This window comes from Burkholderia sp. MSMB1588 (assembly GCF_001546925.1).
Lineage (GTDB): Bacteria > Pseudomonadota > Gammaproteobacteria > Burkholderiales > Burkholderiaceae > Burkholderia > Burkholderia humptydooensis.
In genome coordinates this window covers 2609376-2633651 of the sequence record NZ_CM003770.1, presented here as the reverse complement: position 1 = coordinate 2633651, position 24276 = coordinate 2609376, and the positions used below count along the sequence as shown (strand labels likewise).

The following is a 24276-nucleotide window of genomic DNA, read 5'->3' as shown; positions in this document are numbered from 1 at the left end:
CACCTTGCAATTAACCGCGTCTGCAACGAGGATTGTTCGTCCGCCGGAACTTCAGAATTCGCGGCTCGCGCGTCGTCCGCCGCGCCGCAGCGGCGTACGATGTGCCCGACATCCGACGTGTTTTGCAACCGGAGGCGCTTTCATGACTCAGTCAAGTCATACAGTCAAGGTTCCTGGCCCGGATCATCCGATCACGATCGAGGCGACGGGCGAGCGCGTCGTCGTCAAGGCGGCCGGCCACACGCTCGCCGACACGCGCGACGCGCTCACGCTGCGCGAGGCGTCGTATCCGCCGGTGCAGTACGTGCCGCGCAAGGACGTCGATCTCGCGCGACTCGAACGCACGACGCACGAGAGCCACTGCCCGTACAAGGGCGACGCGTCCTACTACAGCATCAAGGGCGCCGGCGAGCGCGGCGTCAATGCGATCTGGTCGTACGAAACGCCGCACGACGCGGTCAGGCAGATCGCCGGCCATCTCGCGTTCTATCCGGATCGCGTCGACTCGATCAAGATCGGCTGACGCCGCAACATTCATCACGCCAACGGGGTGCGCCGCGAAAGCGGTGCGCGCGCGGCGTCGCGATCGCGGTCGCGACGCCGCGCGCGTGTCCTATTCTTTGTTGCATGGGTTCACGGGCGTTGCACGGCGCGCGGGCGAGCCATCCAGTCGGGACGATGCACATGACGAAGAACGAAGAAACGGCGCGCAGTCTCGCGTCGGACCTCGCGCGCGGCTTCACGGACGTGCGCCGATACAGCGTCGAGCTCGCGGAGCCGTTGTCCGCGGAGGACCAGGCGCTGCAATCGATGCCGGACGCGAGTCCGACGAAGTGGCATCTCGCGCACACGACATGGTTCTTCGAGACCGTGGTCCTCGCGCGGCATGCGCGCGGCTACAAGCTGTTCGATTCGCGCTATCCGTATCTCTTCAATTCGTATTACGAAGCGCTCGGCCCGCGCCATGCGCGGCCGCAGCGCGGAATGCTGTCGCGTCCGTCGCTGGACGACGTGCATCGCTATCGGCGTCACGTCGACGACGCGCTGCTCGGCCTGCTGCGCACGTCCGATCTGCCGATGCTGATCGCGATCGAGCCGGAGATCACGCTCGGCCTGCATCACGAGCAGCAGCACCAGGAGCTGATCCTGACGGACATCCTGCATGCGTTCTCGCTGAATCCGCTGCTGCCCGCGTATCGAAGCGGCGACGCGACGCCTTCGGCCGATGCGCGGCGCACGAACGGCGCGATGCGCTGGCTGCCGCGGCCGGGCGGCATCGTCGAGATCGGCCACGACGGCCGCGGCTTTTCGTTCGACAACGAACGGCCGCGCCATCGGACGATGCTGCATCCGCACGAGATCGCGGACCGGCTCGTGACGAACGGCGAATACGCGGCGTTCATCGACGACGGCGGCTACGCGCGCCCGGAGTTCTGGCTGTCCGACGGCTGGGCGATCGCGCAGCGCGAAGGGTGGAAGGCGCCGCTCTACTGGATCGCGTCCGACGGCGGCGAAGGGCTCGGCTGGCGCGAGTTCGGCTTGGGCGGCCTGCGGCCGCTGATGCGCGACGCGCCCGTGTCGCACGTGAGCTTCTACGAAGCGGCCGCGTACGCCGAATGGGCGCGCGCGCGGCTGCCGACCGAGGCCGAATGGGAGGCGGCGTTCGACGCGCCGGGCATCGCGCAGATGACGGGCTGCGCGTGGCAATGGACGCGCTCGTCGTATGACCCGTATCCGGGTTTTCGCCCGATGGCGGGCGTCGCGGCCGAATACAACGGCAAGTTCATGGTCGGGCAGCAGGTGCTGCGCGGCGGCAGCGCCGCGACGCCGCCCGGGCATGCGCGCGCGACGTATCGAAACTTCTTTCCGCCGGCCGCGCGCTGGCAATTCACGGGAGTGCGTCTTGCGAGAGATCTCTGAACGGATGGATGAAGCCGCCGCGGGCGTGGCGATCGACACGATGCGCGACAGCGCGTTCGGCCATGATCTGCTCGCGGGGCTGCGCCGCTCGCCGCGCAGCATCGCGCCGAAATATTTCTACGACGCGGCGGGTTCCGCGTTGTTCGACCGCATCTGCGAGCTGCCCGAGTACTATCCGACGCGCACCGAGCTCGCGATCCTGAAGCGCCGCGCGCACGAGATCGCCGCGCAGATCGGCCGCGACGCGAACCTGATCGAATTCGGCGCGGGGTCGCTGTCGAAGATCCGCGTGCTGCTCGACGCGTGCGCGGCGTCGAATCCGCCCGTGCGCTATCTGCCCGTCGACATCTCGGCCGAGCATCTCGCGCAGTCGGCCGCCGCGTTGCGCGACGCGTATCCGTGGCTCGACGTGCAGCCCGTCGTCGCCGATTATCTGCAGTCCGAGCAATTGCGCGCGATCGAGCGGGTGAATGGGCGGCGTGTCGGCTGCTTCCTCGGCTCGACGATCGGCAATTTCTCGCGGGACGAGGCTTCGGCGTTCCTGCGGCGCGCGGCTTCGCTGCTCGAGGGCGGCGGGCTGCTGATCGGTGTCGATCTCGTGAAGGACGTGTCGATCCTGCATCGCGCGTACAACGATGCGGCGGGCGTGACGGCTGCGTTCAACCTGAATCTGCTCGAGCGCGCGAACGCCGAGCTGGGCGCGGATTTCGCGCTCGGCGCGTGGGCGCATCGCGCGTTCTATGACGTCGACCATCAGCGCATCGAGATGCATCTCGTGAGCCGGCGCGCGCAGACGGTGCGCGTGGCGGGCTACGCGTTCCGGTTCGAGGCGGGCGAGACGCTGCATACCGAGAACTCGCACAAGTTCACGGTCGACGGGTTTCGCGCGCTCGCGCAGGCGGCGGGGTTCACGCCGGGGACGGTGTGGATCGACGATGCGCGGTTGTTCAGCGTGCATTGGCTCGAGAGTCGCGGGTGAGGCGGTAGCGGACTGCCGCATCATGATTGCGCACCGTGCCTTACCGGAGCCGGAGGGGCTCGGCAGCCCCCGGCTCCGGCGAGCGTCAGCCGCCCGTCGAGACCGTCACAGCCTCCCACGCACGGATCTTGTCCGCCAATGCCGACAACCTGTCGCGCACGAGCCCGAGTGCATCGCTACCGGGCAAAAGATGTGCGGGAGGGCGGTCAGCGGCAATCGCGGCGAGCATCGCGCGCTGCTTTTTCGGGATCGCCCGGTTGCTTGCTGCTTTTCTCCTCTCGGGCTTGGCGGATGGGATCGAAGATAGCGTCGTAATCCGGGAGGGAGCGCGGCGGCCCGATCGTGCTCACGGATCGACTCGCCCCATCCTGCGCGCCATCGCCGGGCTCACCGCATGCGACGGATCGAAGCCGAAAAACGTCAGCACCTGGCGGGCGACTTCGTCGCGATCATTGTCCGCGCAGATCATGTGGTAGCTGTTCTCCAGCACGATTCCGCGCGCGTCGGGCATGTTCTTCAGCAGGAAGTCCGCCGAGCGCAGGCTCGTCAGCTCGTCCTCGCGCGCATGCAGCACGAGCGTCGGGCAGTGCGTGTCGGCTGTGGCCGCGCGCGCCCAGTTCCGCATCCGGTCGACCTGGCGAATGCAGGCAAGCGGCACCCACGGATAATGAAAGTTGTCCTGACGTTCGAACTTCTTCTTCACGATCGCGCGAATCGTCGGATTCTTGATGCCGAACGGCTCGTCCTCGTCGACGCGCAGCCGCTCCGACACGCCGGGCACGCGATACAGCAGATGTCGCAGCGATCGGTACCAGGGCGTCGACCAGCCGTCGATGAACATCGGCGTGGCCAGCAGGGCGAGCCGCCCGCGCGCGTGCCGCACGCGCTGACACAGCAGCAGCGCGACGAGCGCGCCCATGCACATGCCCGCGACATGCACGGTGTTGTACTCGCGCTCGAGCGCGCGATACTGCGCGGTGACCGCGTCGAGCCACGCTTCCGCGCGCACGTCGACGAGATCCTCGGGGCGCGTGCCGTGCCCCGGCAGCGTGATCATGTGCGTATCGCCGCCCGCCCGGCGCATCGCCTTGTGCAGCGAGCCGAGATCGTACTGTGTCCCGCCGAGCCCGTGGATCAGCAGAATGCCCGTTTGGCCGGTCATGACGCCCGCTCGCTCATTCGTCCGCCGGCCACACGCGCTCGATCTGCCAGACGCCCGCGACGAGCGCCACGTCGACGTTCGAATCGAGCAGCGGCGCGCCGTGATCGGTGATCGTCTGCGTGCCGCCGTCGCGCTGCACGACGCGCAGCGACAGCGGCGCGCGATCCTCGCCCGCGATCTCGGCGCGCCAGTAGTCGCGCAGCGCGTCGCGGTCGCCGGGATGCACGCGTTCGAGCACGAGCGGTACGCTCGCGATCTGCGCGGCGTCGACGCCGACGCCGAATACGCGCTCGATGTCGCCGCTCCAGTCGATCCGCCCGGATGGCGGATCGAGCACGTACGCGATCTGGCCGGCGCTCGCGAGCGCGAGCTCCATGTTGTTCTGCAGCACCGCCGCATGTTCGTGCACGCGCTCGCGCGTCGTTTTCAGCGTGCTCACCGCCAGCACCAGCAGCGACGCGACCGCGAGATAGAGCTGCGCCTCGAGCAGCGAACGGCCGTGATGCGCGTCGAGCGACGCGAACGGGCCGTCCCCCTGCGCGGTCTGCATGATCACGATCAGCGCGAGCGCGAGCACCGACGACGAGCCCGCGCGGCCGCCCAGCAGCAGCGTCACCGCGACGGTCAGGAACAGCGGGATGTAGGTCATCGCGAAGCCCGGGCCGACGCCGAATTTCGACGCACTGTCGCCGTCGAAGATCGCGAAGGCGCCGATCACGACCAGCGCGAACGCGACGACGCCGAGCATCAGGTCGAAGCGCTCGTGATCGCCCGAGCGGTGCGCGCGAAAGCGCGACCACGACGCGAGCACCGGCGTGACGAGCAGCACGCCGACGAAATCGGACGCCGCCCACACGAGGCCGACGCCGACGAACGACGCGCCGTTGACGACCGTGTACCAGGCCGCCCCGCCGATCGCGCCGAGCACGCCCGCGATCACGCCGGCGAGGATCACCGAGCGCAGGAAATACAGGCCTTCGAGCGAGAAACGGATGCGCCGCACGAACCCTACCGCGAGCGCGGCCGCGCCGACCTCGTCGATCGCGAACAGCGCCGCGTTGAACAGGTTGCCGTGCTCGATGCCCGTCAGCGCGAGCTGCGCGACGAGGAACGCGGCGGCCAGCATCGGCCATTCGCGCACGGGCCGCAACATGAATGCGCCGATCGTCACGCCGGCCGGCAGCCAGATGTAGCCCGTCATCCGGACGGGACCGTTGAGCGCGTGCGAGAGATAGCCGCTCGCGAGATACAGCGCCGCCCAGAGCAGCGCGGCGACGAGTTCCGTCCGGGAACGCTTGGTGTTCATCTAGGATTCCTGTGTGCTGCGCCGCGCAGGCGAGCGCGCCGGTTCGTTCGTCGGAGCCGGCGCGCGCCGCTGGCCCTGCGGATGCGCGATGCGCGAATGATATGCGTGCGTCACGCGCGTTGGAATACCGAAGGGGGCGCGAGGCGTTGCGGTATCGGGGCATCGGCGCGCCGATGCCGGGGTGGCGTGGCGAAAGATCGCGCGTCGCCGTCGCCGTCGCCATCGACGACGACGCGCGTCGCGCGATCGGTCGACCGCGCTTTCGGGCGCATTCCATGCCGCGCCCAGGGCCGATGTTCCGTTACTAGACGACCGGTCTAATTCCGCGTTATCATCCACCCCCATGAACGCCGCAACCACCGCCGACGTCCGGCAGCACATCCTCGACACCGCCAAGCCCATCATGCTCTGCAAGGGCTTCACGGGCGTCGGCCTGAACGAGATTCTGGCGGCGGCCGGCGTACCGAAGGGGTCGTTCTACCATTATTTCGGGTCGAAGGAGGCGTTCGGCGAGTCGATCCTCGAATCGTATTTCGACGACTACCTCGCGCACCTCGACGAGTTGCTCGTGCGCGGCTCCGGCGCCGCGATCGACCGGCTGATGCGCTACTGGACCCAATGGCAGCAGATGCAGACGGGCAACGACCCGGAAGGCAAGTGCCTCGTCGTCAAGCTCGGCGCCGAGGTCTGCGATCTGTCGGAGGCGATGCGCGCGGCGCTCGAGCGCGGCACGTCGCAGATCGTCGCGCGGCTCGCCGCGTGCATCGCGGCGGCGTTCGACGACGGCTCGCTGAAGGTCGACCTCGATGCGCAGCAGACGGCCGCGATGCTGTACGAGCTGTGGGTCGGCGCGACGCTGATCGAAAAGATCCGGCGCAACGGCGAGCCGCTCGCGGTCGCGATGGCGAGCACGCGCCGCATCCTCGGTCTGCCGGGAGCGCGCTGAACACGAATGTCATGCGCGGCGGCGCGGACGATGGAAATCGCGCCGCCGCGTTTTTTGCGGCCATTTTATAGACGACTGGTCTAATAGCGGGTCCGCCCAGGCCGCGCCGCCTGATTCTCAAGACTCCAAGGAGGGCATCCAGATGAAGATTCTCGTGGTTCTCACTTCGCACGACGAACTCGGCACGACCGGCAAGAAAACCGGTTTCTGGCTCGAGGAACTGGCCGCGCCGTACTACGCGCTGCAGGGCGCCGGCGCCGAGCTCACGCTCGCGTCGCCGCGCGGCGGGCTGCCGCCCGTCGATCCGAAGAGCAGCGATCCGGCGTTGCAGACCGACGCGACGCGCCGTTTCGACAAGGATTCCGAAGCGCAGGCCGCGCTCGCGTCGACGCGCAGGCTCGCCGGCGTGTCGATCGACGATTACGACGCGGTGTTCTACCCCGGCGGCCACGGCCCGCTGTGGGACCTCGCCGAGGACCGTCATTCGATCGCGCTGATCGAGCGCGCGATTGCGACGAACAAGCCCGTCGCAGCCGTCTGCCATGCGCCCGGCGTGCTGCGCAACGTGAAGGGGCCGTCGGGCGAGCCGTTCGTGAAGGGCCGCAACGTCACGGGCTTCTCGAACAGCGAGGAGGCGGCCGTCGAGCTCACCGAGGTCGTGCCGTTCCTCGTCGAGGACATGCTGAAGACGAACGGCGGCCGCTACTCGCGCGCGGCCGACTGGGCGCCGCACGTCGTCGTCGACGGGCTGCTCGTCACCGGGCAGAACCCGGCGTCGTCGGAGCCGGTTGCCGAAGCGCTGCTCGATCTGCTCAAGACGTGACGCGCGGCGCGAGCGGCCGCTCAGATCGCAATCGCAGCATCACCCGAGTCACCCCACCGACCGCAACACGAATACCGAAGGAGTCGTAGATGGCCGCGTTGTTCGAACCGTTTCAACTGAAGGACATCAAGCTGCGCAACCGCATCGCGGTGCCGCCAATGTGTCAGTACGTCGCCGAGGACGGCGTGCCGAACGAATGGCATCACGTGCATCTCGCGGGCGTCGCGCGCGGCGGCGCGGGGCTCGTGATCGCGGAGGCGACCGCGGTGTCGCCGGAAGGCCGCATCACGCCGGGCTGCACCGGCCTCTGGAACGACGGGCAGGCCGCCGCGTTCGCGCGCTCGGTCGACGCGATCAAGGCCGCGGGCGCGGTGCCCGGCATCCAGCTCGCGCACGCGGGGCGCAAGGCGAGCGCGAACCGGCCGTGGGAAGGCGACGACCACATCGCCGCGGGCGACGCGCGCGGCTGGCAGACGATCGCGCCGTCGGCGGTGCCGTACGGCGCGCATCTGCCGAAGGCGCCGCGCGAGATGACGGCGGACGACATCGCGCGCGTGAAGGCCGATTACGCGGCGGCCGCGAAGCGCGCGCTCGACGCGGGCTTCGAATGGCTCGAGCTGCATTTCGCGCACGGCTATCTCGCGCAGAGTTTCTTCTCGGTGCATTCGAACCGGCGCACCGACGCGTATGGCGGCTCGGCGGAGAACCGCGGGCGCTTTCTCGTCGAGACGCTCGCGGCCGTGCGCGAGGTGTGGCCCGAGCGTCTGCCGCTCACCGCGCGCTTCGGCGTGATCGAGTACGACGGCCGCGACGAGGAGACGCTCGCCGAATCGATCGGGCTCGCGAAGCGCTTCAAGCAGGAAGGGCTCGACCTGCTGAGCGTGACGATCGGCTTCTCGACGCCGGACGCGCGCATTCCGTGGGGCCCCGCGTTTCTCGCGCCCGTTGCCGAGCGGGTGCGCCGCGAAGCGCAACTGCCCGTCGCGTCCGCGTGGGGGATCGATGCGCCGGCGCTCGCGGAGCGCGTCGTCCGCGACGGGCAGCTCGATCTCGTGATGGTCGGCCGCGCGCATCTCGCCGATCCGCACTGGCCGTATCGCGCGGCGCTCGAGCTCGGCGTCGATCGCGCGTCCTGGACGCTGCCCGCGCCGTATGCGCATTGGCTCGAACGTTATCGCGCGGCGTGACGGTGCGACGCGCCGACGCTTCGTCGGTGTCGAGGCGGCGAGGCGGCGAGGCGGCGAGGCGTTCGCGCGTGCGCATCAAGCGCGTCGGCGGCCGCGGCTTCGAATGCGTGATGCCGTATGTTCGTTGCCGGTCCGCTGCATGCCATGCCGCCGCGCATGAGGTTCGCGCGGGTGCGTGGAGAGCCTCTCGTGTCCGATCGGCATCGTCATGGCGTGGGCGGTTCCGTTGAAGGCGGACGGTGCGATGTCGTCCGCCTGGAATGAAATTGCCGGCCCGATATCGCGCGCCGCGCTCGGCGCGTCATCTTTCTGCAATGAATCGCGAGCCGCATTCAGCCGGCGAAATGCGGCGCACGTTTCGCTCTCCGATTGATATCGATCAACTCCCGGCCCGCATCGATCGCCGACAGTTTTCGGGCGAGCGGCGCGAGGCCGGCTGCCCGCGAACATGAAACGCAGCCGGGCATTCACGGCGTGAATGCGCCGCACTCGTGCATCCTCGCGCAACCCGAACCGCACCGCGCGATTCCGCGCGCCGCCCGCCCCCGTCGAACGACCGTCGAAGGAGATCCCAATGCGACTTCAGCACAAGCGTGGCTTGATCATCGGCATCGCAAACGAAAGCAGCATCGCGTTCGGCTGCGCGCGGATCATGCGCGAGCAGGGCGCCGAGCTCGCGATCACGTACCTGAACGAGAAGGCCGAGCCTTATGTGCGGCCGCTCGCGGAGCGTCTCGACAGCCGGCTCGTCGTGGCGTGCGACGTGCGCGAGCCCGGCCGGCTCGAAGGCGTGTTCGCGCGCATCGCGCAAGAGTGGGGGCAGCTCGACTTCGTGCTGCACTCGATCGCGTACGCGCCGAAGGAAGACCTGCATCGCCGCGTGACCGACTGCTCGCAGGCGGGCTTCGCGATGGCGATGGACGTGTCGTGCCATTCGTTCATCCGCGTCGCGCATCTCGCCGAGCCGCTGATGGCGAACGGCGGCTGCCTGCTGACGGTCACGTTCTACGGCGCCGAGCGGGCGGTCGAGGACTACAACCTGATGGGGCCCGTGAAGGCAGCGCTCGAGAGCTCGGTGCGCTATCTCGCCGCCGAGCTTGGGCCGCGGCGCATCCGCGTGCACGCGCTGTCGCCCGGGCCGCTTAAGACGCGCGCCGCATCGGGCATCGATCGCTTCGACGCGCTGCTCGAACGCGTTCGCGAGCGCACGCCCGGCCATCGTCTCGTCGACATCGACGACGTCGGCCAGGTCGCCGCGTTCCTCGCGAGCGACGACGCAGCCGCGCTGACGGGCAACGTCGAGTACATCGACGGCGGCTATCACGTCGTCGGCTGACGGCGCTGCTCGGCGAAGGCGTCGGCAGCGAAATTCTGCGGCTCGCCGAGGACGAAGCGCGCAAGCGCGGCTGCGGCGCGGCCGTGCTCTACGTGATCAGCGGCCAGGCGCCCGCGTTCCACGAAAAGTTCGGCTGGCGCCGCTTCGGCGAGGTGCCGTGAGATCCGCCCGGCACGAGCCGCGTGTTCATGACGAAAACGCTGCGCTGAACCCGGCCGCGCGCGACGGTCGGCCGCTGCGCCGGCGCGCTCGCGCGCATCCTTTAAGATGGCGGTGTCGGCGCGCCGCGCTCACATATTTTGCCAAGAGTCCTCATGGTCCAGAACGCGTCTGTCCCGCCGGAGCCCGCCGGCCGTCCGAAGGCCCAGTCGATCGCGCTCGGCGCGCTGTATGCGGCGCTCGTCGCGCTCGCGTTGTGGGTGATCCGCGATTTCGTGCCGGCGATCGCGTGGGCGTGCGTCGTCGCGATCGCGCTGTGGCCCGCGCTGCGCCGGATCGACGCGCTGCCCGCGTTCCACGGCCGCGCGACGCTCGTCGCCGCCGCGCTGACGTCGGCGGTTGCGCTCCTCGTCGTCGTGCCGATCGCGGCGGGGCTCGTCGAGGCGGTCGAGCAGAGCCACGAGCTGCTCGGCTGGCTGCATCGCGCCGAGCAGACCGGCATTCCGGCGCCCGACGCGCTGTCGCATCTGCCGTTCGGCTCGCAGCAGGCGAGCGCGTGGTGGCAGGCGAATCTCGCGAAGCCGCTGCATCCGGCGAGCGCGGTGAAGAGCGTCGACGGCGGGAGCGTCGTCACGTTCGGCCGGCACTTCGGCTCGCGGCTCGCGCACGCGGCGGTGCTGTTCGGCTTCATGCTCGTCACGCTGTTCGTGATCTTCCAGGCGGGCCCGCGCCTGTCGGGGGCGCTCCTCACCGGCGTGCGGCGCGCGTTCGGCGAAAGCGGCGCGGCGCTGCTGCGGCGGATGGCGGCCGCCGTGTACGGGACGGTGACGGGGCTCGTCGTCGTCGGCTTCGGCGAAGGCGTGCTGCTCGGGCTCGCGTATGCGTTCGCGGGCCTGCCGCATGCGGCGCTGCTCGGCCTCGTCACCGCGGTCGCGGCGATGCTGCCGTTCTGCGCGCCGCTCGTGTTCGGCGGCGCGGCGCTGTGGCTTTTTGTGCAGGGCGCGCTCGGCTGGGCGATCGGGCTTGCGGCGTTCGGGGCCGTCGTCGTGTTCGTCGCCGAGCACTTCGTGCGGCCGGTGCTGATCGGCAGTTCCGCGCGGCTGCCGTTCCTGCTCGTGCTGTTCGGCATCCTCGGCGGCGCGGAGACGTTCGGGCTGCTCGGCCTGTTCGTCGGCCCCGCATTGATGACTGTGCTGACCGTGCTATGGGCGGAGTGGGTCGATTGACGGCGCGCGCCGAACGAACGGCGCGTTGTTTTTCCGGCTGTTTTTAAAAATTCAACAAAAAGACAGCGAAACGTCGATTAGCATGCAGTTTTCCACTGCGACGGCATCGTGCCGCCGAGCTAGAGCAGCATGCCAATCCAGACGACGAACCGCACCGTTTCCGCCCTTGCTTGCCCGCTCGCCGCCGCGCTGCTGATGAGCGGCTGTTCGTGGTTCAGCGGCTGGTTCGACTCGTTCTCGTACGCGAGGCTGCCGCTGCCGAAGGCGGCCGCGCAGCCGGGTGCGACGCAGACGCAGATCGTGAAGGCAGGCGGCAATCCGGCAAGCGTCTGGATGGTGCGCAACGGCACGGGCGTCTGCTACAACTACGATTTGCGGCACGGCAACGACCACCGGACGTACTACGTCGTGTTCGACCGGCACGGCGTCGTTTCGGGGCACGGCTTCGCGACTTGCGCGGAAGCCGACCGCGCCGGGCTGCTGCGCGGCGGCGGCGGCGGCGGCGCGCGCGCGACGCGCGACGAGCCGCGCGCGTGAGCGGCGGGCCGGCTGAACGGCTGAACGGCTCGGCCGCGCGGCCCGACCGCGCGGCCCGATTCTTCGCTACGCGATCGTGTCGACGACGCCGCCGTCGACGCGCAGCGCCGCGCCCGTCGTCGCGGACGCCTGCGGCGAGCACACGTAGACGACGAGATTCGCGACTTCGTCACAAGTCGCCGGCCGCTGGATGATCGAGCTCGACCGATGCGCGCGCACGAAATCGACGCCCGCCTGCTCGACGCTCTGGTGCCGGGCGTCGGCCGTCGCCTTCAGCATCGCCTTCACGCCGTCGGACATCGTCGGGCCGGGCAGCACCGCGTTCACGGTCACGCGGCTGCCGGCCGCGAGCTTCGCGAGCCCGCGCGAGATCGATAGCTGCGCGGTCTTCGTGAAGCCGTAATGGATCATGTCGGCCGGGATGTTGAGCGCCGATTCCGACGAGATGAACACGATGCGCCCCCAGTCGCGCTCGAGCATTCCCTTCAGATAATGGCGCGCGAGCCGCACGCCCGACATCACGTTGATCTGGAAGAAATGCTCCCATTCGGCGTCGTCGATGTCGAAGAACGGTTTCGGGCCGTAGATGCCCGCATTGTTGACGAGGATGTCGACGGACGGCGCGGCGTCGATCAGCCGCTTTGCGCCTTGCGCGTCCGACAGGTCCGCGACGGCGCCTTGCGCGCTCGCGCCGGGCGCCGCGGCGCGCAGATGCGCGAGCGCGGCCTTGACGGACGAATCGCTGCGGCCGTTGACGATCAGTTGTGCGCCGGCGCGCGCGAGCCCCTCGGCGATCGCGAGGCCGATGCCGGCGGTCGAGGCGGTCACGAGGGCGGTCTTGCCGGTGAGGTCGATGTGCATGGGCTGACTCCGCAAAAAGGGGGAGAACGGATCGCCGCGAGGCGGCGGCGAGCGACCAGCTTAGACGAAAGCGGGGAAGTCGGCAGTCTCGCGGGACGTGGCGCGGCGGAGGGCGGCGGAGGGCGGCGCGCCGGGAGGCGCCGGGCGGGCGCGCTCGCATGCCGTCCGGTTTACCTCGCGGCGCTGCGCGCCGTCTTTCGCCCGGCGTGCCGCGCATCGTCGATCGCGGCGCCGAGCCGCCGCACGCAAGCGTCGATCTGCTCGGTCGGCACCGCGCCGTAGCCGAGCACGAGGCCGTTGTACGCGGTGCAATCGGTATCCGGCAGGCAGAAGCGCGACAGCGGCCGCACGCTGATCGCGCGGGCCCGCGCCGCGTGCGCGACGTCGACGTCGGCGACGGGCGCATCGAGCCGCGCGGACAGATGCATGCCGCCCGCGCCGCCCGACACCGTCAGCGCGCCGCCGAGATGGCGCGTGAGCGCGTCCTGCAGCGCGCCGCGCCGTTCGTCGTAGAGCCGGCGCATCCGGCGCAGATGCCGCGTGAAATGGCCCGCTTCGATGAAGTCGGCGAGCGCGAGCTGCTCGGCGAGGCGCCCGCGCGGCGCGAGCGCGCAGATCGTGCGGCGCAGCTCCGGCGCGAGCGCCGCCGGCGCGACGACGAAGCCGATGCGCAGCGTCGGAAACATCGTCTTGCTGAACGTGCCGAGATAGACGACGGGCGCGTCGTCGCCGAGGCTTTGCAGCGCGGCGAGCGGCGCGCCGAAGTGGCGGAACTCGCTGTCGTAATCGTCCTCGACGATCCACGTGCCCGCCGCGCGCGCGCTCGCGACGAGCGCGACGCGCCGCTCGACGCTCATCACCGCGCCGAGCGGATACTGATGCGACGGCGTGATGTAGACGAGCCGCGGCGGCGCCGCGCGCCAGTGCCCGGCGCTCGGCGCGAGGCCGTCCGCATCGACGGGAATCGGCACGAGCCGCAGGTCGGCCGCCTCGAACGCCGCGCGCGCGCCGGCGTAGCCGGGATTCTCGATCCAGACGGTGTCGCCCGAGTCGGCGAGCGTGCGCGCGCACAGGTCGAGGCCGTGCTGCGTGCCGTCGGTGACGAACACCTGTTGCGCATCGCAGCCGATTCCGCGCGACACGCGCAGGTATTCGGCGATCGCCTGCCGCAGCCGCAGATTGCCGCCGAGCGGCGCATGCCCGAGCTGCGCGGGGCCGATGCGCCGCCACGCGCGCTCGAGCGCGCGCCGCCACGGCGCGAGCGGAAACTGGTCGAGCGCGGGCATCCCCGGCAGGAACGGCAGCGGCTCGCGCTCGTCGTCGGCGTCGATGTCCGGCAGCCCTGCGACGCGCCGCGCGAGCGCGGGCCGCGCGTTCGCGGGCGAGGCGGCCGCGCTGGCCGCGGGCAGCCCGACGCGCGCGACCATCGTGCCTTGCCGCCGCGCGACGACGAAGCCCTCGGCGACGAGCCGCTCGTATGCGTAGAGCACCGTGTTGCGCGCGATCCGCAGCGTCTCGGCGAGCGCGCGCGACGACATCAGATACGTGCCGGGCTCGAGCGTGCCGTTCAGGATCGCCGCGCGCAGGCACGCGTAGAGCCTGTGCTGCTGCGATGCGCGCGCGAGCGCATCGTGCGCGTTGTCCCGCTCGAAGTTCGACAGCAGCACGCCGTAGTCCATCGTGGCTCCAAAAATTCGTGATCGCATGGATCTATTCATGGTGCCACAGATTTTCTATCGTCGAGTCTTCCGAAACGAACATGCCGATGCAGGAGCCACGCCGATGACCTCGACCGCAGCCGATTCCGTCCAAGACCCGAGCGCGCCGACCGAGCGCACCCGCGTGCGCCGCGCCGCCTATCGCGGCCACTACGATCGCCCGACGCTCGAAGCGATCCTCGACGATGCGTATGTGTGCCACGTCGCATTCGCCGACGACTCGGGCGTGCACTGCATTCCGACCGCGTGCTGGCGCGAAGGCGATCATCTGTACATCCACGGCTCGAACGGCAGCCGGATGCTGAAGCTCGCGGCGGCGGGCGCGCAGGTGTGCGTGACCGTCACGCATCTAGACGGCCTCGTGCTCGCGCGCTCGGCGTTCAATCATTCGATGAACTACCGGTCGGCGGTGATCTACGGCGAGTTCGAGGCCGTGCCCGACGCGCAGAAGGCGGCCGTGCTCGACACGTTCGTCGAGCGGATCGCGCCGGGCAGAAGCCGCGACGCGCGGCCGGGCGACGCGAGCGAGCTCGCGGCGACGACGGTGCTGCGCATCGCGCTCGACGAAGCCGCGACGAAGGTCCGCACGGGCGGCCCGAAGGACGACGAAGCGGATCTCGGCCTGCCGGTGTGGGCGGGCGTGCTGCCGATGCGCGACGCGCACTTCGCGCCGATCACGGACGCCGCGCCCGCCGGCGTGCCGGACTACGTGCGGCGCTGGCAGGACGCGGTGCCGCTTCGCGAGACGCGGGACGAGGAGGCGAGGCGGGCCGCGGTGCGTTGAGCGGGCTGCCGCCCGCAGCTCACGTCGTTTTCAACGCCGGCCGCCGCGCGCCCGCCGCCGGGCGCACGTCGCGCGCGTGCGGTCCGGCGTCGACCGGCCGCGCGGCGACCGAGAAGCCGATTGTGTTCCAGCCGCCTTCGCACGACACGAACACGGCGCCGCCGTGCATCTCGGCGACCGCCTTCACGATCGACAGCCCGAGCCCGTGATTCTCGTTGCTGTTCGCGCGCGCCTCCTCGATCCGGTAGAAGCGCTCGAACAGATGCGCGCGCGCGGTCGCGTCGATCGGCTCGCCCGGATTCGACACCGCGATCTCGACCGTCTCGCCGCGCGGCGCGATCGTCACGCGGATCGCGTTGTCCGGCCGCGTGTGCTGGATCGCGTTGATCAGCAGGTTCGTCATCGCGCGGCCGAACAGCGACGGATCGACGCTCGCGCGCGCGTCGCCCGCGAGTTCCGCGCGCAGTTGCGCGTCGTCGAGCGACATCTCGAGGAACGCGAGCATGCGCGTGACCTCGGCGGCGAGCGACACGTCGGCGAGATCGGTCGCACGCTCGCCGCGGTCGCAGCGCGCGAGGAACAGCATGTCGTTGACGATGATCCGCAGCCGTTCGAACTCCTCGAGATTCGACTCGAGCGTCTCGCGCAGCCGGTCCGCCGAGCGCTCGCGCGCGAGCGCGACCTGCGTCTGGCCGATCAGGATGCTGACGGGCGTGCGCAGCTCGTGCGCGACGTCGGCGTTGAACGCTTCGAGCCGCTCGTGCGCGCGCTCGATCCGCTCGAGCGCGCCGTTGAACGAGCTCGCGAGATCGTGCAGCTCGCGCGGCAGCGCGTCGGTGCGCAGCCGCTGCCGCCGGTTCGCCGGGCCGAGGGAGGCCGCCTCGCGCGACAGCCGCGCGAGCGGCGCGAGCCCGACGCGCGTGACCGCGCGGCTCAGCAGCAGCGTCGCGAGCGTCGCGGCCGAGATCAGCGCGGCGAGCGTCAGCGCGATGTGACGCAGCCTCTTCTGCGTGCGCTCGCACGCGGTCGACACGACGAGCGTGAGTGTCGGGCGCTCGCCGCTCGCGGGCAGCACGACGGTCTTCGTCATCACATCGTACTCGCTGCCGGGCGGGCGCAGCCGCAGGAAGCCGTCGGCCGCGTAGCCGTCGGGCGCGCCCTCGACCGGCTTGCCGAAGCGGAACGCGGGATCGGCGCTGTCGACGTGATAGCGGGTCGAGCCGTCGGGCGGCTCGAGATCGGCGAGCTTGTCCTGCGTGATCCTGAAGCGCGCGGCCGTCGTGCCGTGCGACACGATCATCGCGGCGATCTTCGTGCGCGTGTCGAGCGTCGCGCGCAGCTCGGCGAACAACTGCCGCTCCATCATCGCGAACAGGCCCACGCCGACGAGCGTGAACACGAACAGCGACGCGACGCCGAACAGCACCGACAGCCGTCTCGAAATCGAGCGCGTCATCATCGCTTCGCCTGCCCGTCGTCGTCCGCGCGTTCCTCGAGCACGTAGCCCATCCCGCGGATCGTGTGCAGCAGCTTGTCCGCGAACGGGCCGTCGAGCTTCGCGCGCAGCCGCTTGATCGCGGTTTCGACGACGTTCGCGTTGCTGTCGAAGTTCACGTCCCAGACGAGCTCGGTGATCGTCGTCTTCGACAGCACCTCGCCGCGCCGGCGCGCGAGCACGCCGAGCAACTGGAATTCCTGCGCGGTGAGATCGAGCCGCACGCCGTTGCGCGTCGCGCGGCGGCTGATCAGGTCGACGCGCAGGTCGCCGATCGAGATCAACGTCGATTCCTGCACGCGCGCGCGGCGCGTCAGCGCGCGCAGCCGCTCGACGAGCTCGAGGAACGAGAACGGCTTCGTCAGGTAGTCGTCGGCGCCGTCGCGCAGGCCGCGCACGCGGTCGTCGACGCGGTCGCGCGCGGTCAGCATGATGACGGGCGTGTCCTTGTGCGCGCGCAGCGAGCGCAGCACGCCGAAGCCGTCGAGCTTCGGCAGCATCACGTCGAGGACGACCACGTCGTAGTCGTATTCGACCGCCATCCACGCGCCTTCCTCGCCGTCGGTCGCGGCATCGACGACCCAGCCTTCGTCGGCGAGGCCGCTCTTCAGGTAATCGACCACTTTCGCTTCGTCTTCGACGATCAGTACTTTCATGTTCTGTCCCGTTGTGCCGGCGCGGCGGGCGGCGCCGCGGCGGCGTTCGCCGTAGATTGTGCACCTGTCGCGGCGGATCGTGCCGGCCGCTGCGCGTCAGCCGTCTCCGCCGCGCTCCATCCGCCGCCGAGCGCCTTCGCGAGATATACGACGAGCGCCGCGCGCTGCCCGCGAATCTGCACCTCCTGCCGCTCGCTCGCGAGCAACTGCTGCTGCGCGCCGATCACGTCGATGTATGCGGTCAGGCCGCCCGCGTAGCGGTCCTGCGCGAGGCCGACGAGCCGCTGCGCGTCGTCGACGGCCGAGCGCGCGCGGCGCTCGGCCTCGTCGAGCACCGACAGCCCCGTGACCGCGTTCTGCACTTCCTCGAACGCGGCGAGCACGGTCTGCCGGTAAGCCGCCTGCGCGGCCGCGTAGCCCGCCTGCGCGTATGCGACGCCCGCCGCGAGCCGGCCGCCCTCGAACAGCGGTTGCGCGAGCGACGCGCCGATCGACCACAGCAGGCTCGGCGCGGCGAAGAGGCTCGCAAAGCGGGTCGCATCCCAGCCGAGCGCCGGCGACAGCGTGATCCGCGGGAAATACGCGGCGCGCGCGACGCCGATCTGCGCGTTCGCCGCCGCCATCGCGCGCTCCGCCGACGCGACGTCCGGCCGGCGCTGCAGCAGGTCGCTTGGCAACCCGGCGGGCAGCGCGGGCGCGGCGAGCGCCTGCACGCGCGGCGCAATCGAGAACGCCGGCGCGGGCGTGCCGACGAGCGTCGCGATCGCGTGCTCGAGCTGCGCGCGCTGGTTCACGAGCAGTTGCGCCTGGGTGCGCGTCGCGTCGAGCTGCGCCTTCTGCTGCATCAGGTTCAGGCCGGACACGGCGCCCAGCTCGTGCTGCGCGGACACGAAGTCGAGCGCCTTGCGCTGCAGCGCGACCGAGCGGCTCAGCACGTCGATCTCCGCGTCGGTCTCGCGCAGCGCGAGGTAGCTCGTCGCGAGGCTCGCCGTCATCACGAGGCGCGCGTTCGCGAGATCGTCGCGCGCCTCGTCGGCCGATGCCTGCGCGGATTCGACCGAGCGGCGGAGCCGGCCGAACAGATCGGGTTCGTAGCTGACCGTCGCGCCGATCTGCACGTCGTTCTGCACGGTCGAATGATTCGGCTGCGCGTAGTTCGTGAGCGGCCGGTCGGCCGAGATCCGCGCGCGCGACGCGCCCGCGGTCGCGCCGGCGCTCGGCCACTGCGCGGACGCGACCGACGCGAGCATCGCCTTCGCCTGATCGTAGCGCGCGGCGATCGCCTGCACGCTCTGGTTGCTCGCGAGCGCGCGGGTTTCGAGATCGTCGAGGAGCGGATCGCCGAACGCGCGCCACCAGTCGGGCGCGAGCGACGCGCGCGCGGGGGCGGCCGGCTGCCAGTACGAATCGGCCGGTTCGATTTGCCACGCGGCGGGCGTATCGATGGGCGGGCGACGGTAGTCGGGGCCGACTGCGCAGCCGGCGAGCACGAGCGTCGCGGCGGCGAGCAGCGCGAGCGGGCGCCGGCCGCGCGCGCCGAACGCCATCCGCGCGCTCACGTGCGCGCTCCCGTCGCCGCCTGCGGCGATTTCGGCGCGGCCGGCCCGGCCTTCGGCGGCTGCGCGACGATCACCGCGTCGCCGTTCGCGAGCGAATCGCCCGGATTGAGCACGATCCGGTCGGTCGCCGCGAGGCCGCTGTCGATTTCGAGCGTCTGCCCGAGCGTGCGCGCGATCGTCACGCGATGCAGCCGGATCTGCCCGTTCGCCTCGACCACCGCGACGCTCGGCCCCTCCGCGCGAAACAGCAGCGTGTTCGCCGGAATCGTCAGGTTGCCGGCGGGCGCCATCGGCAGCGTCGCCTTGACGTATGCGCCCGGCATCAGCCGGCCGTCGGCGTTCGGCAGCGTGATCTCGATTTGCAGCGTGCGCGTCGCGACGTCGATCGCCTGCGCGGTGTGCGTGATCGTGCCGTCGAACGTCTGCCCGGGCAGCTCGGGCTGCGCGACGCTCACGTGCTGGCCGGGCTGCACCTGCTGCGCGTACGCCTGCGGCACCTGCACGTACAGCCGCAGCCGGTCCGCCTGCACGACCGTGAAGAGCGCGCGGCCCGTGCCGCTGTTGCCCGCGTTGACGAGATCGCCGACGTCGATGTTGCGTTGCGTGACGATCCCGTCGATCGGCGCGACGATCTTCTGGAACGACTTCAGCTCGGTGAGGCGCCGCACGTTCGCATCGGCGGCGGCGAGGTTCGCGACGCCCTGGCTGTACGCGCCCTGCCGATCGTCGAGCTCCTGCTGCGACACCGCATCGCGCTCGCGCAACTGCCGCGCGCGGTCGAGCGACGTCTTCGCGAGCGCGAGCGTCGATTCGACTTGCTGCCGCTGCGCGACCGCCTGCGCGAGTTCCTGGTCGAGCTCGGGCGTGTCGAGCTCGGCGAGCAACTGGCCCTGCTTCACGCGCGCGCCGATGTCCGCGCGCCAGCGCAGCACGTAGCCGCTCGCGCGCGCGTAGATCGGCGCCTCGACGTAGCCGCGCAGCGTGCCGGGCAGCGTGAGGCGGCTCGCGAGCGTCGCCGGGCTCGGCTGCGCGACGCTCACGTACTGGCGTGCGTTCTGCGCGGCGAGCGCGTCGAGCCGGTTTGCGTTGCGCCAGTCGGCGACGAGCGTGCGGACGCCGCCCGCCGCGAGCAACAGGCCGACCGCGGCGAGCGCCCATTGCGCGCGCTTCCAGACCTGCGCGCGGGCGGGCAGGTCGAGGCCCGATTCGTCTACGTGAATGCCGACGGCGCTGTGATGTTTCTCTTCCATGGGTTCAACCGGTCATCAATTCGGGTCAACGGAGCGGGACGGATCGTCGCCGGCGGCGGCGCGGCGCGCGCGACGCTTCGCGAGCCGCTGGTGGACGCCCGCGAACACGAGCGGCACGAACAGCAGCGTCGAGACCGTCGCGAACGAGAGGCCGCCGATCACCGCGCGGCCGAGCGGCGCGTTCTGCTCGGCGCCCTCGCCCAGGCCGAGCGCCATCGGGATCATGCCGATGATCATCGCGAGCGCGGTCATCAGCACCGGGCGGATGCGCGTCGCGCCCGCCTCGAGCGCGGCCGCGAGCGGCGGCACGCCGGCGTCGAGCCGCTGCCGCGCGAACGCGACGACGAGAATGCTGTTCGCGGTCGCGACGCCGACCGTCATGATCGCGCCCGTGAGCGCCGGCACGGACAGGTGCGTGCCGGTGACGAACAGCATCCATGCGATGCCGGCGAGCGCGGCGGGCATCGCGCTCACGATGATGAGCGGATCGAGCCACGACTGGAAGTTCACGACGATCAGCAGATAGACGAGCACGATCGCCATCGCGACGCCCGCGCCGAGCCCGAGGTACGACGTGCGCATCGTCTCGACCTGGCCGCGCATCGTGATCGTCGTGCCGCGCGGCAGTGTCGCGCGGGCGTCGTCGATCACGCGGCCGATGTCGGTCGCGACCGCGCCGAGGTCGCGGCCCTCGACGCTCACGAGCAGATCGACGACGGGCCGGATGTTGTAGTGCGTGACGACGGCGGGCGACACGCCCGGCGCGATGTCGACGAGATTGCCGAGCAACTGGTACGGCGCGCTCGCGCCGCCGCCCGCCGCGGACACGGGCGTCGCGAGCAGATCGCCGACCGAGCCGACCTGATACTGCGGCGTCTGGATCGTCAGCGGATACTGAACGCCCGTCTTCGGATTCACCCAGAACGACGGCGTCGTTTGCGACGTGCCGGCAAGCGAGATCAGCAGATTCTGCGCGACGTTCTGCGCGGACAGATCGAGCTGCTGCATCCGCGTGCGGTCCATGTCGGCCGTGAGGAGCGGCTCGTCGTTGCGCTGCAGGACGTGCGCGTCGACGGCGCCGGAAATCGTGCGCACGCGCTTCATCAACTGGCTCGCGATCGCCATGTTCGACGCGAGATCGGCGCCTTGCACCTGCACGTCGATCGCGGCGGGCTGCCCGAAGTTCAGGATCTGCGTGACGATGTCCGACGGCTGAAAGAAGAACTCGACGCCCGGAAAGCGCGCGGGCAACAGGCCGCGCAACTGCTCGACGTAGCGCCGCGCGCTCGCGTGCCCGGGCTTGAGCGCGATCAGGATCTCGCCGTCGAGCGTGCCGATCGTGCCCGCGTTGCTGTACGACAGATTGATGCCGCTCACGGGCAGCCCGAGGTTGTCGACGATCGTGCCGAGCTCGGCGGCCGGCACGACTTCGCGGATCGTCTGCTCGACCTCGTCGGCGAGCCGCGCGGTTTCCTCGATCCGGTAGCCGGTCGGCGCGCGCAGGTGCAGCCGGATGTCGCCCGCGTCGACGCTCGGAAAGAAGTCGCGGCCGAGCGCGAACACGAGGCCCGTCGACAGCACGCAGAAACCGAGGAACAGCGACGCGTAGAAGCGCCGGCGCACGAGCAGCACGCTCAGCAGCACGATGTAGCTCGCGCGCAGCCGCTCGAACGCGTGGTCGAACGCGTGATGCAGGCGCGCGAAGCGCGAGCGCCGCGCCGCGTGCGCGGCGGCGTCGGCGTCCGGCCGGTGCCTGGCGAACAGCAGCATCGCGAGCGTCGGCACGAGCGTGCGCGACAGCACGTACGACGCGAGCATCGCGAACACGACGGCCTGCGCGAGCGGCACGAACAGATAGCGCGCGACGCCCGTGAGGAAGAACATCGGCACGAACACGATGCAGATGCAGAGCGTCGACACGAGCGCGGGCACCGCGATCTCGCCCGCGCCTTCGAGGATCGCGGTGCGCAGGTCCGAGCCGAGATGCAGATGGCGCTCGACGTTCTCGATCGTCACCGTCGCGTCGTCGACGAGGATCCCAACCGCGAGCGCGAGGCCGCCGAGCGTCATGATGTTGATCGTCTCGCCGAGCGCGGCGAGCGCGAGCAGCGACGTGAAGATGGAGAGGGGAATCGAGATCGCGATGATCAGCGTGCTGCGCCAGTTGCCGAGGAACAGCAGGATCATCAGCGCGGTCAGCGCGGCGGCGATCAGCGCCTCGTGGATCACGCCCTGGATCGCCGCGTCGACGAACACGGATTGATCGAACAGCGGCGTGATCTTCAGGTCCTCGGGCAGCGTGTTCTCGATCGACGGCAGCAGCGATTTCAGCGTGTTGACGACGGCGAGCGTCGACGCGTCGCCGCTCTTGAGCACCGACACGAGCACGCCGCGCTCGCCGTCCTTGCGCACGACGTTCGTCTGCGGCGTGAAGCCGTCGCGCACGTGCGCGACATCGGACAGATAGATCGTCGCGCCGCCCGTCGTCCGCACGGGCAGCCGGTTCAGCTCGGCGATCGAGCCGGGCGACGCGTTCGTGCCGATCCGGTATTCGGTCTGGCCGATCTTCGCGGTGCCGGTGGGCAGCACGAGGTTCTGCGCGTTGACCGCAGCCACGACGTCGGCGGGCGTCATGCCCTTCGCGAGCAGCGCCTGCATGTCGAGATCGACGGAGATCACGCGCGTGCGGCCGCCATACGGGTACGGCACCTGCGCGCCGGGAATCGTGATCAGTTGCGGGCGCAGGAAGTTCATCGCGACGTCGGCGAGCTGCTGCTCGCTCATCGACCGGCTCGACAGCCCGAGCTGGATCACCGGAATGCTCGACGCCGAGTAGCTGATGATGAGGGGCGGCGTCGCGCCCTGCGGCATCTGCCGCACGATCGCCTGCGCGGAAGACACCGTTTGCGCGATCGCCGTCTGCGTGCTCGCGCCGGGCTGCAGGAAGATCTTGATGATCGCGATGCCGGGGAGCGTCTGCGATTCGATGTGCTGGATGTTGCTGACGGTCGTCGTCAGCGTGCGCTCGTGGACCGACGTGATCCGGTCGGCCATCTCCTGCGCGGACAGGCCGTTGTAATTCCAGATCACGCTGACGACCGGGATGTCGATCGACGGCAGCACGTCGGTCGGCGTGCGCATCAGCGCGAGCGGCGTGGCCAGCAGGATCATGATGGCCATCACGATGAACGTGTACGGGCGCCTGAGCGCGAGATTGACGATCCACATGGAGGGCGGGTGCCTGGACGGGCGGGCGTTGCGTCGGTGGTCGGGATCGCATGATAGAAAAACGCCCCGGACGGGTTGCTGACGCGAAGATGGCGGAATTGTCAGGAAGGGTTCGTCGGACGAATCGGAAGAATCTGGGGAATCGGGCGGGGCGAGTGCGACGGGTAGCGCGTCGCGACGAGCGGGCGACGGAAAGCCCGGACGGAGAGCTTGGGCAGGAGCTTGAGCTGAGCGCCAGGACGGAGAGCCTGGCGGACGGGGAAACGCCGCGAACGGGCGGCCGCCATCCTGTCCGTCAGATCTGCTCCATCCCGAACACCGCGAGCCTCGGCAGGTCGAGCACCTCGATCTGGTTGTACGCGACGCGCAGCGCGCCGAGCCGCTCGAGGTGCTGGAGCGCCTGATTGATCCGCTGCCGCGACACGCCGACGAGCATGCCGAGCTCCTCCTGCGAGATCGCGAGCGTCGCGCCGGTGTCCGGGTACAGCGCCGGATTGAAGAGCTGCGCGAGCGACTGCGCGACGCGCGCGTTGACGTCGAGCAGCCGGCTGTTCTGGATCGACGCGATGAATTCCCCCATCCGGTTGTTCAACTGGCGGATCACGAAGCCCGTGAACGGCAGGCTGCTGTCGAGGAGCGCGTGGAATGTCGCGGTCGGCACGAACAGCACGAGCGAGCGCTGGATCGCGATCACGTCGTACTTGCGCAGCTCGCGCTTGATCACGCTGCCTTCGCCGAACCAGCCGCCCGACGGCACGCCGGAGAACGTGCAGCCGCGCCCGGACACGTTGTAGATCGCGAGCTTCACGAGCCCGCGATGCACGCCGATCCAGTATTCGGTGGGCGCCTGCCGGCGCGCGACCCAATCGCCCGCGTCGCGGTATTCGGCGTGCGACTGCGCGACGACGAGCGCCTGATGCTCGGGCGCGAGCGCGCTGAACCAGCCGCAGTGGGAGAAGAGCGCGCGAAGCTCGCCGGCGTCGGCTGCCGCGGCCGGCGCTTGCGCGGACACTTCGGCGGGCGCTTCGGCAGCTTCGGCAGCTTCGGCGGTCTCGCCGGCGAGCGGCGGCGAACGGTGCGGAGCTTGGATGTCGTCTGGCATCACACAGGGTTTGCGAGGATAGGGAATACGCGCGGTCGCCGC

The 24276-nt window shown here is 70.2% G+C and carries 21 protein-coding genes and 2 pseudogenes; 11 read left to right on the top strand and 12 right to left on the bottom strand.

Going from position 1 to position 24276, the window contains the following annotated elements:
* The first annotated feature begins 142 nt into the window (after positions 1–142).
* From WS92_RS10895 to egtD, 3 genes are all read left to right on the top strand, one after another.
* Positions 143–523, top strand: coding sequence for a DUF427 domain-containing protein (locus WS92_RS10895; protein WP_015603053.1), 381 nt, complete (start codon positions 143–145; stop codon positions 521–523).
* A 161-nt stretch (positions 524–684) separates the two neighbouring features.
* Positions 685–1920, top strand: coding sequence for an ergothioneine biosynthesis protein EgtB (gene egtB / locus WS92_RS10890; RefSeq protein WP_059930340.1), 1236 nt, complete (start codon positions 685–687; stop codon positions 1918–1920).
* A gap of 4 nt (positions 1921–1924) precedes the next feature.
* Positions 1925–2899 (top strand): L-histidine N(alpha)-methyltransferase, encoded by a 975-nt coding sequence (gene egtD, locus WS92_RS10885; protein WP_059930249.1) that lies wholly within the window; start codon positions 1925–1927, stop codon positions 2897–2899.
* Between the two features lie 85 nt (positions 2900–2984).
* Here the strand turns inward: egtD and WS92_RS36515 are convergent.
* The 3 genes and pseudogenes from WS92_RS36515 to WS92_RS10875 form a co-directional block, all read right to left on the bottom strand.
* Positions 2985–3267 (bottom strand): annotated as a pseudogene (locus WS92_RS36515) (short-chain dehydrogenase/reductase); the annotation flags it as partial.
* Positions 3246–4061 carry an alpha/beta hydrolase gene (locus WS92_RS10880; protein WP_059930247.1) on the bottom strand — a complete coding sequence of 272 codons (816 nt, stop codon included), beginning with the start codon at positions 4059–4061 and terminating at the stop codon, positions 3246–3248. The pseudogene WS92_RS36515 and the gene WS92_RS10880, both read right to left, overlap by 22 nt.
* A gap of 13 nt (positions 4062–4074) precedes the next feature.
* On the bottom strand, positions 4075–5367 hold the full coding sequence (locus WS92_RS10875; protein ID WP_059930245.1) for an MASE1 domain-containing protein: 1293 nt from the start codon (positions 5365–5367) through the stop codon (positions 4075–4077).
* A gap of 343 nt (positions 5368–5710) precedes the next feature.
* Between WS92_RS10875 and WS92_RS10865 the strand changes: the two genes are divergently transcribed.
* From WS92_RS10865 to WS92_RS10855, 3 genes are all read left to right on the top strand, one after another.
* Positions 5711–6313: a TetR/AcrR family transcriptional regulator gene (locus WS92_RS10865; protein WP_015602979.1), complete on the top strand. Its 603-nt coding sequence runs from the start codon at positions 5711–5713 to the stop codon at positions 6311–6313.
* 142 nt (positions 6314–6455) lie between these two features.
* The gene (locus WS92_RS10860; protein ID WP_059930243.1) at positions 6456–7136 is read left to right on the top strand and encodes a type 1 glutamine amidotransferase domain-containing protein; all 681 of its coding nucleotides are present in this window, start codon (positions 6456–6458) and stop codon (positions 7134–7136) included.
* Positions 7137–7225: 89 nt separating this feature from the next.
* The gene (locus WS92_RS10855) at positions 7226–8323 is read left to right on the top strand and encodes an NADH:flavin oxidoreductase/NADH oxidase (RefSeq protein WP_059930241.1); all 1098 of its coding nucleotides are present in this window, start codon (positions 7226–7228) and stop codon (positions 8321–8323) included.
* A gap of 75 nt (positions 8324–8398) precedes the next feature.
* Here WS92_RS10855 and WS92_RS36510 read toward each other — a convergent pair whose 3' ends face one another.
* Positions 8399–8842: a hypothetical protein gene (locus WS92_RS36510; protein WP_242425346.1), complete on the bottom strand. Its 444-nt coding sequence runs from the start codon at positions 8840–8842 to the stop codon at positions 8399–8401.
* 55 nt (positions 8843–8897) lie between these two features.
* Between WS92_RS36510 and fabI the strand changes: the two genes are divergently transcribed.
* The 4 genes and pseudogenes from fabI to bamE all read left to right on the top strand — a co-directional run bounded on the left by fabI (position 8898) and on the right by bamE (position 11581).
* A complete protein-coding gene (fabI, locus tag WS92_RS10845; RefSeq protein ID WP_059930237.1) occupies positions 8898–9659 on the top strand; it encodes an enoyl-ACP reductase FabI in 762 nt (253 codons plus the stop codon).
* A gap of 2 nt (positions 9660–9661) precedes the next feature.
* A pseudogene (locus WS92_RS37160) lies at positions 9662–9817 on the top strand (GNAT family N-acetyltransferase); the annotation flags it as partial.
* A gap of 156 nt (positions 9818–9973) precedes the next feature.
* A complete protein-coding gene (locus tag WS92_RS10840) occupies positions 9974–11044 on the top strand; it encodes an AI-2E family transporter (RefSeq protein WP_006027607.1) in 1071 nt (356 codons plus the stop codon).
* Positions 11045–11173: 129 nt separating this feature from the next.
* Positions 11174–11581 (top strand): outer membrane protein assembly factor BamE domain-containing protein, encoded by a 408-nt coding sequence (bamE, locus tag WS92_RS10835; protein WP_059930235.1) that lies wholly within the window; start codon positions 11174–11176, stop codon positions 11579–11581.
* A 66-nt stretch (positions 11582–11647) separates the two neighbouring features.
* Here the strand turns inward: bamE and WS92_RS10830 are convergent, their stop codons facing one another.
* A complete protein-coding gene (locus WS92_RS10830) occupies positions 11648–12442 on the bottom strand; it encodes an SDR family NAD(P)-dependent oxidoreductase (protein ID WP_059930232.1) in 795 nt (264 codons plus the stop codon).
* A gap of 170 nt (positions 12443–12612) precedes the next feature.
* The gene (locus tag WS92_RS10825) at positions 12613–14121 is read right to left on the bottom strand and encodes a MocR-like pyridoxine biosynthesis transcription factor PdxR (RefSeq protein WP_059930230.1); all 1509 of its coding nucleotides are present in this window, start codon (positions 14119–14121) and stop codon (positions 12613–12615) included.
* A gap of 103 nt (positions 14122–14224) precedes the next feature.
* Here WS92_RS10825 and WS92_RS10820 point away from each other — a divergent pair, with 103 nt between their 5' ends.
* Positions 14225–14944, top strand: a complete 720-nt coding sequence (locus WS92_RS10820) for a pyridoxamine 5'-phosphate oxidase family protein (protein ID WP_059930228.1) — start codon at positions 14225–14227, stop codon at positions 14942–14944.
* A 19-nt stretch (positions 14945–14963) separates the two neighbouring features.
* Here WS92_RS10820 and WS92_RS10815 read toward each other — a convergent pair whose 3' ends face one another.
* The 6 genes from WS92_RS10815 to WS92_RS10790 form a co-directional block, all read right to left on the bottom strand.
* Complete coding sequence (locus WS92_RS10815) at positions 14964–16400, bottom strand: heavy metal sensor histidine kinase (RefSeq protein WP_059930226.1); 1437 nt, start codon at positions 16398–16400, stop codon at positions 14964–14966.
* Positions 16400–17095 (bottom strand): heavy metal response regulator transcription factor, encoded by a 696-nt coding sequence (locus WS92_RS10810; RefSeq protein WP_015603449.1) that lies wholly within the window; start codon positions 17093–17095, stop codon positions 16400–16402. Before WS92_RS10810 ends, WS92_RS10815 begins: the two co-directional genes overlap by 1 nt.
* Entirely contained in the window at positions 17092–18642 is a 1551-nt protein-coding gene (locus WS92_RS10805; protein WP_059930336.1) for an efflux transporter outer membrane subunit, read from the bottom strand. The genes WS92_RS10810 and WS92_RS10805 overlap by 4 nt, the downstream gene beginning before the upstream one ends.
* Before the next feature lie 8 nt (positions 18643–18650).
* Entirely contained in the window at positions 18651–19904 is a 1254-nt protein-coding gene (locus WS92_RS10800) for an efflux RND transporter periplasmic adaptor subunit (protein ID WP_015603405.1), read from the bottom strand.
* A 15-nt stretch (positions 19905–19919) separates the two neighbouring features.
* Entirely contained in the window at positions 19920–23132 is a 3213-nt protein-coding gene (locus WS92_RS10795) for an efflux RND transporter permease subunit (protein WP_059930224.1), read from the bottom strand.
* Positions 23133–23427: 295 nt separating this feature from the next.
* The gene (locus WS92_RS10790; RefSeq protein WP_231755897.1) at positions 23428–24234 is read right to left on the bottom strand and encodes a Crp/Fnr family transcriptional regulator; all 807 of its coding nucleotides are present in this window, start codon (positions 24232–24234) and stop codon (positions 23428–23430) included.
* Positions 24235–24276 lie beyond the last annotated feature (42 nt).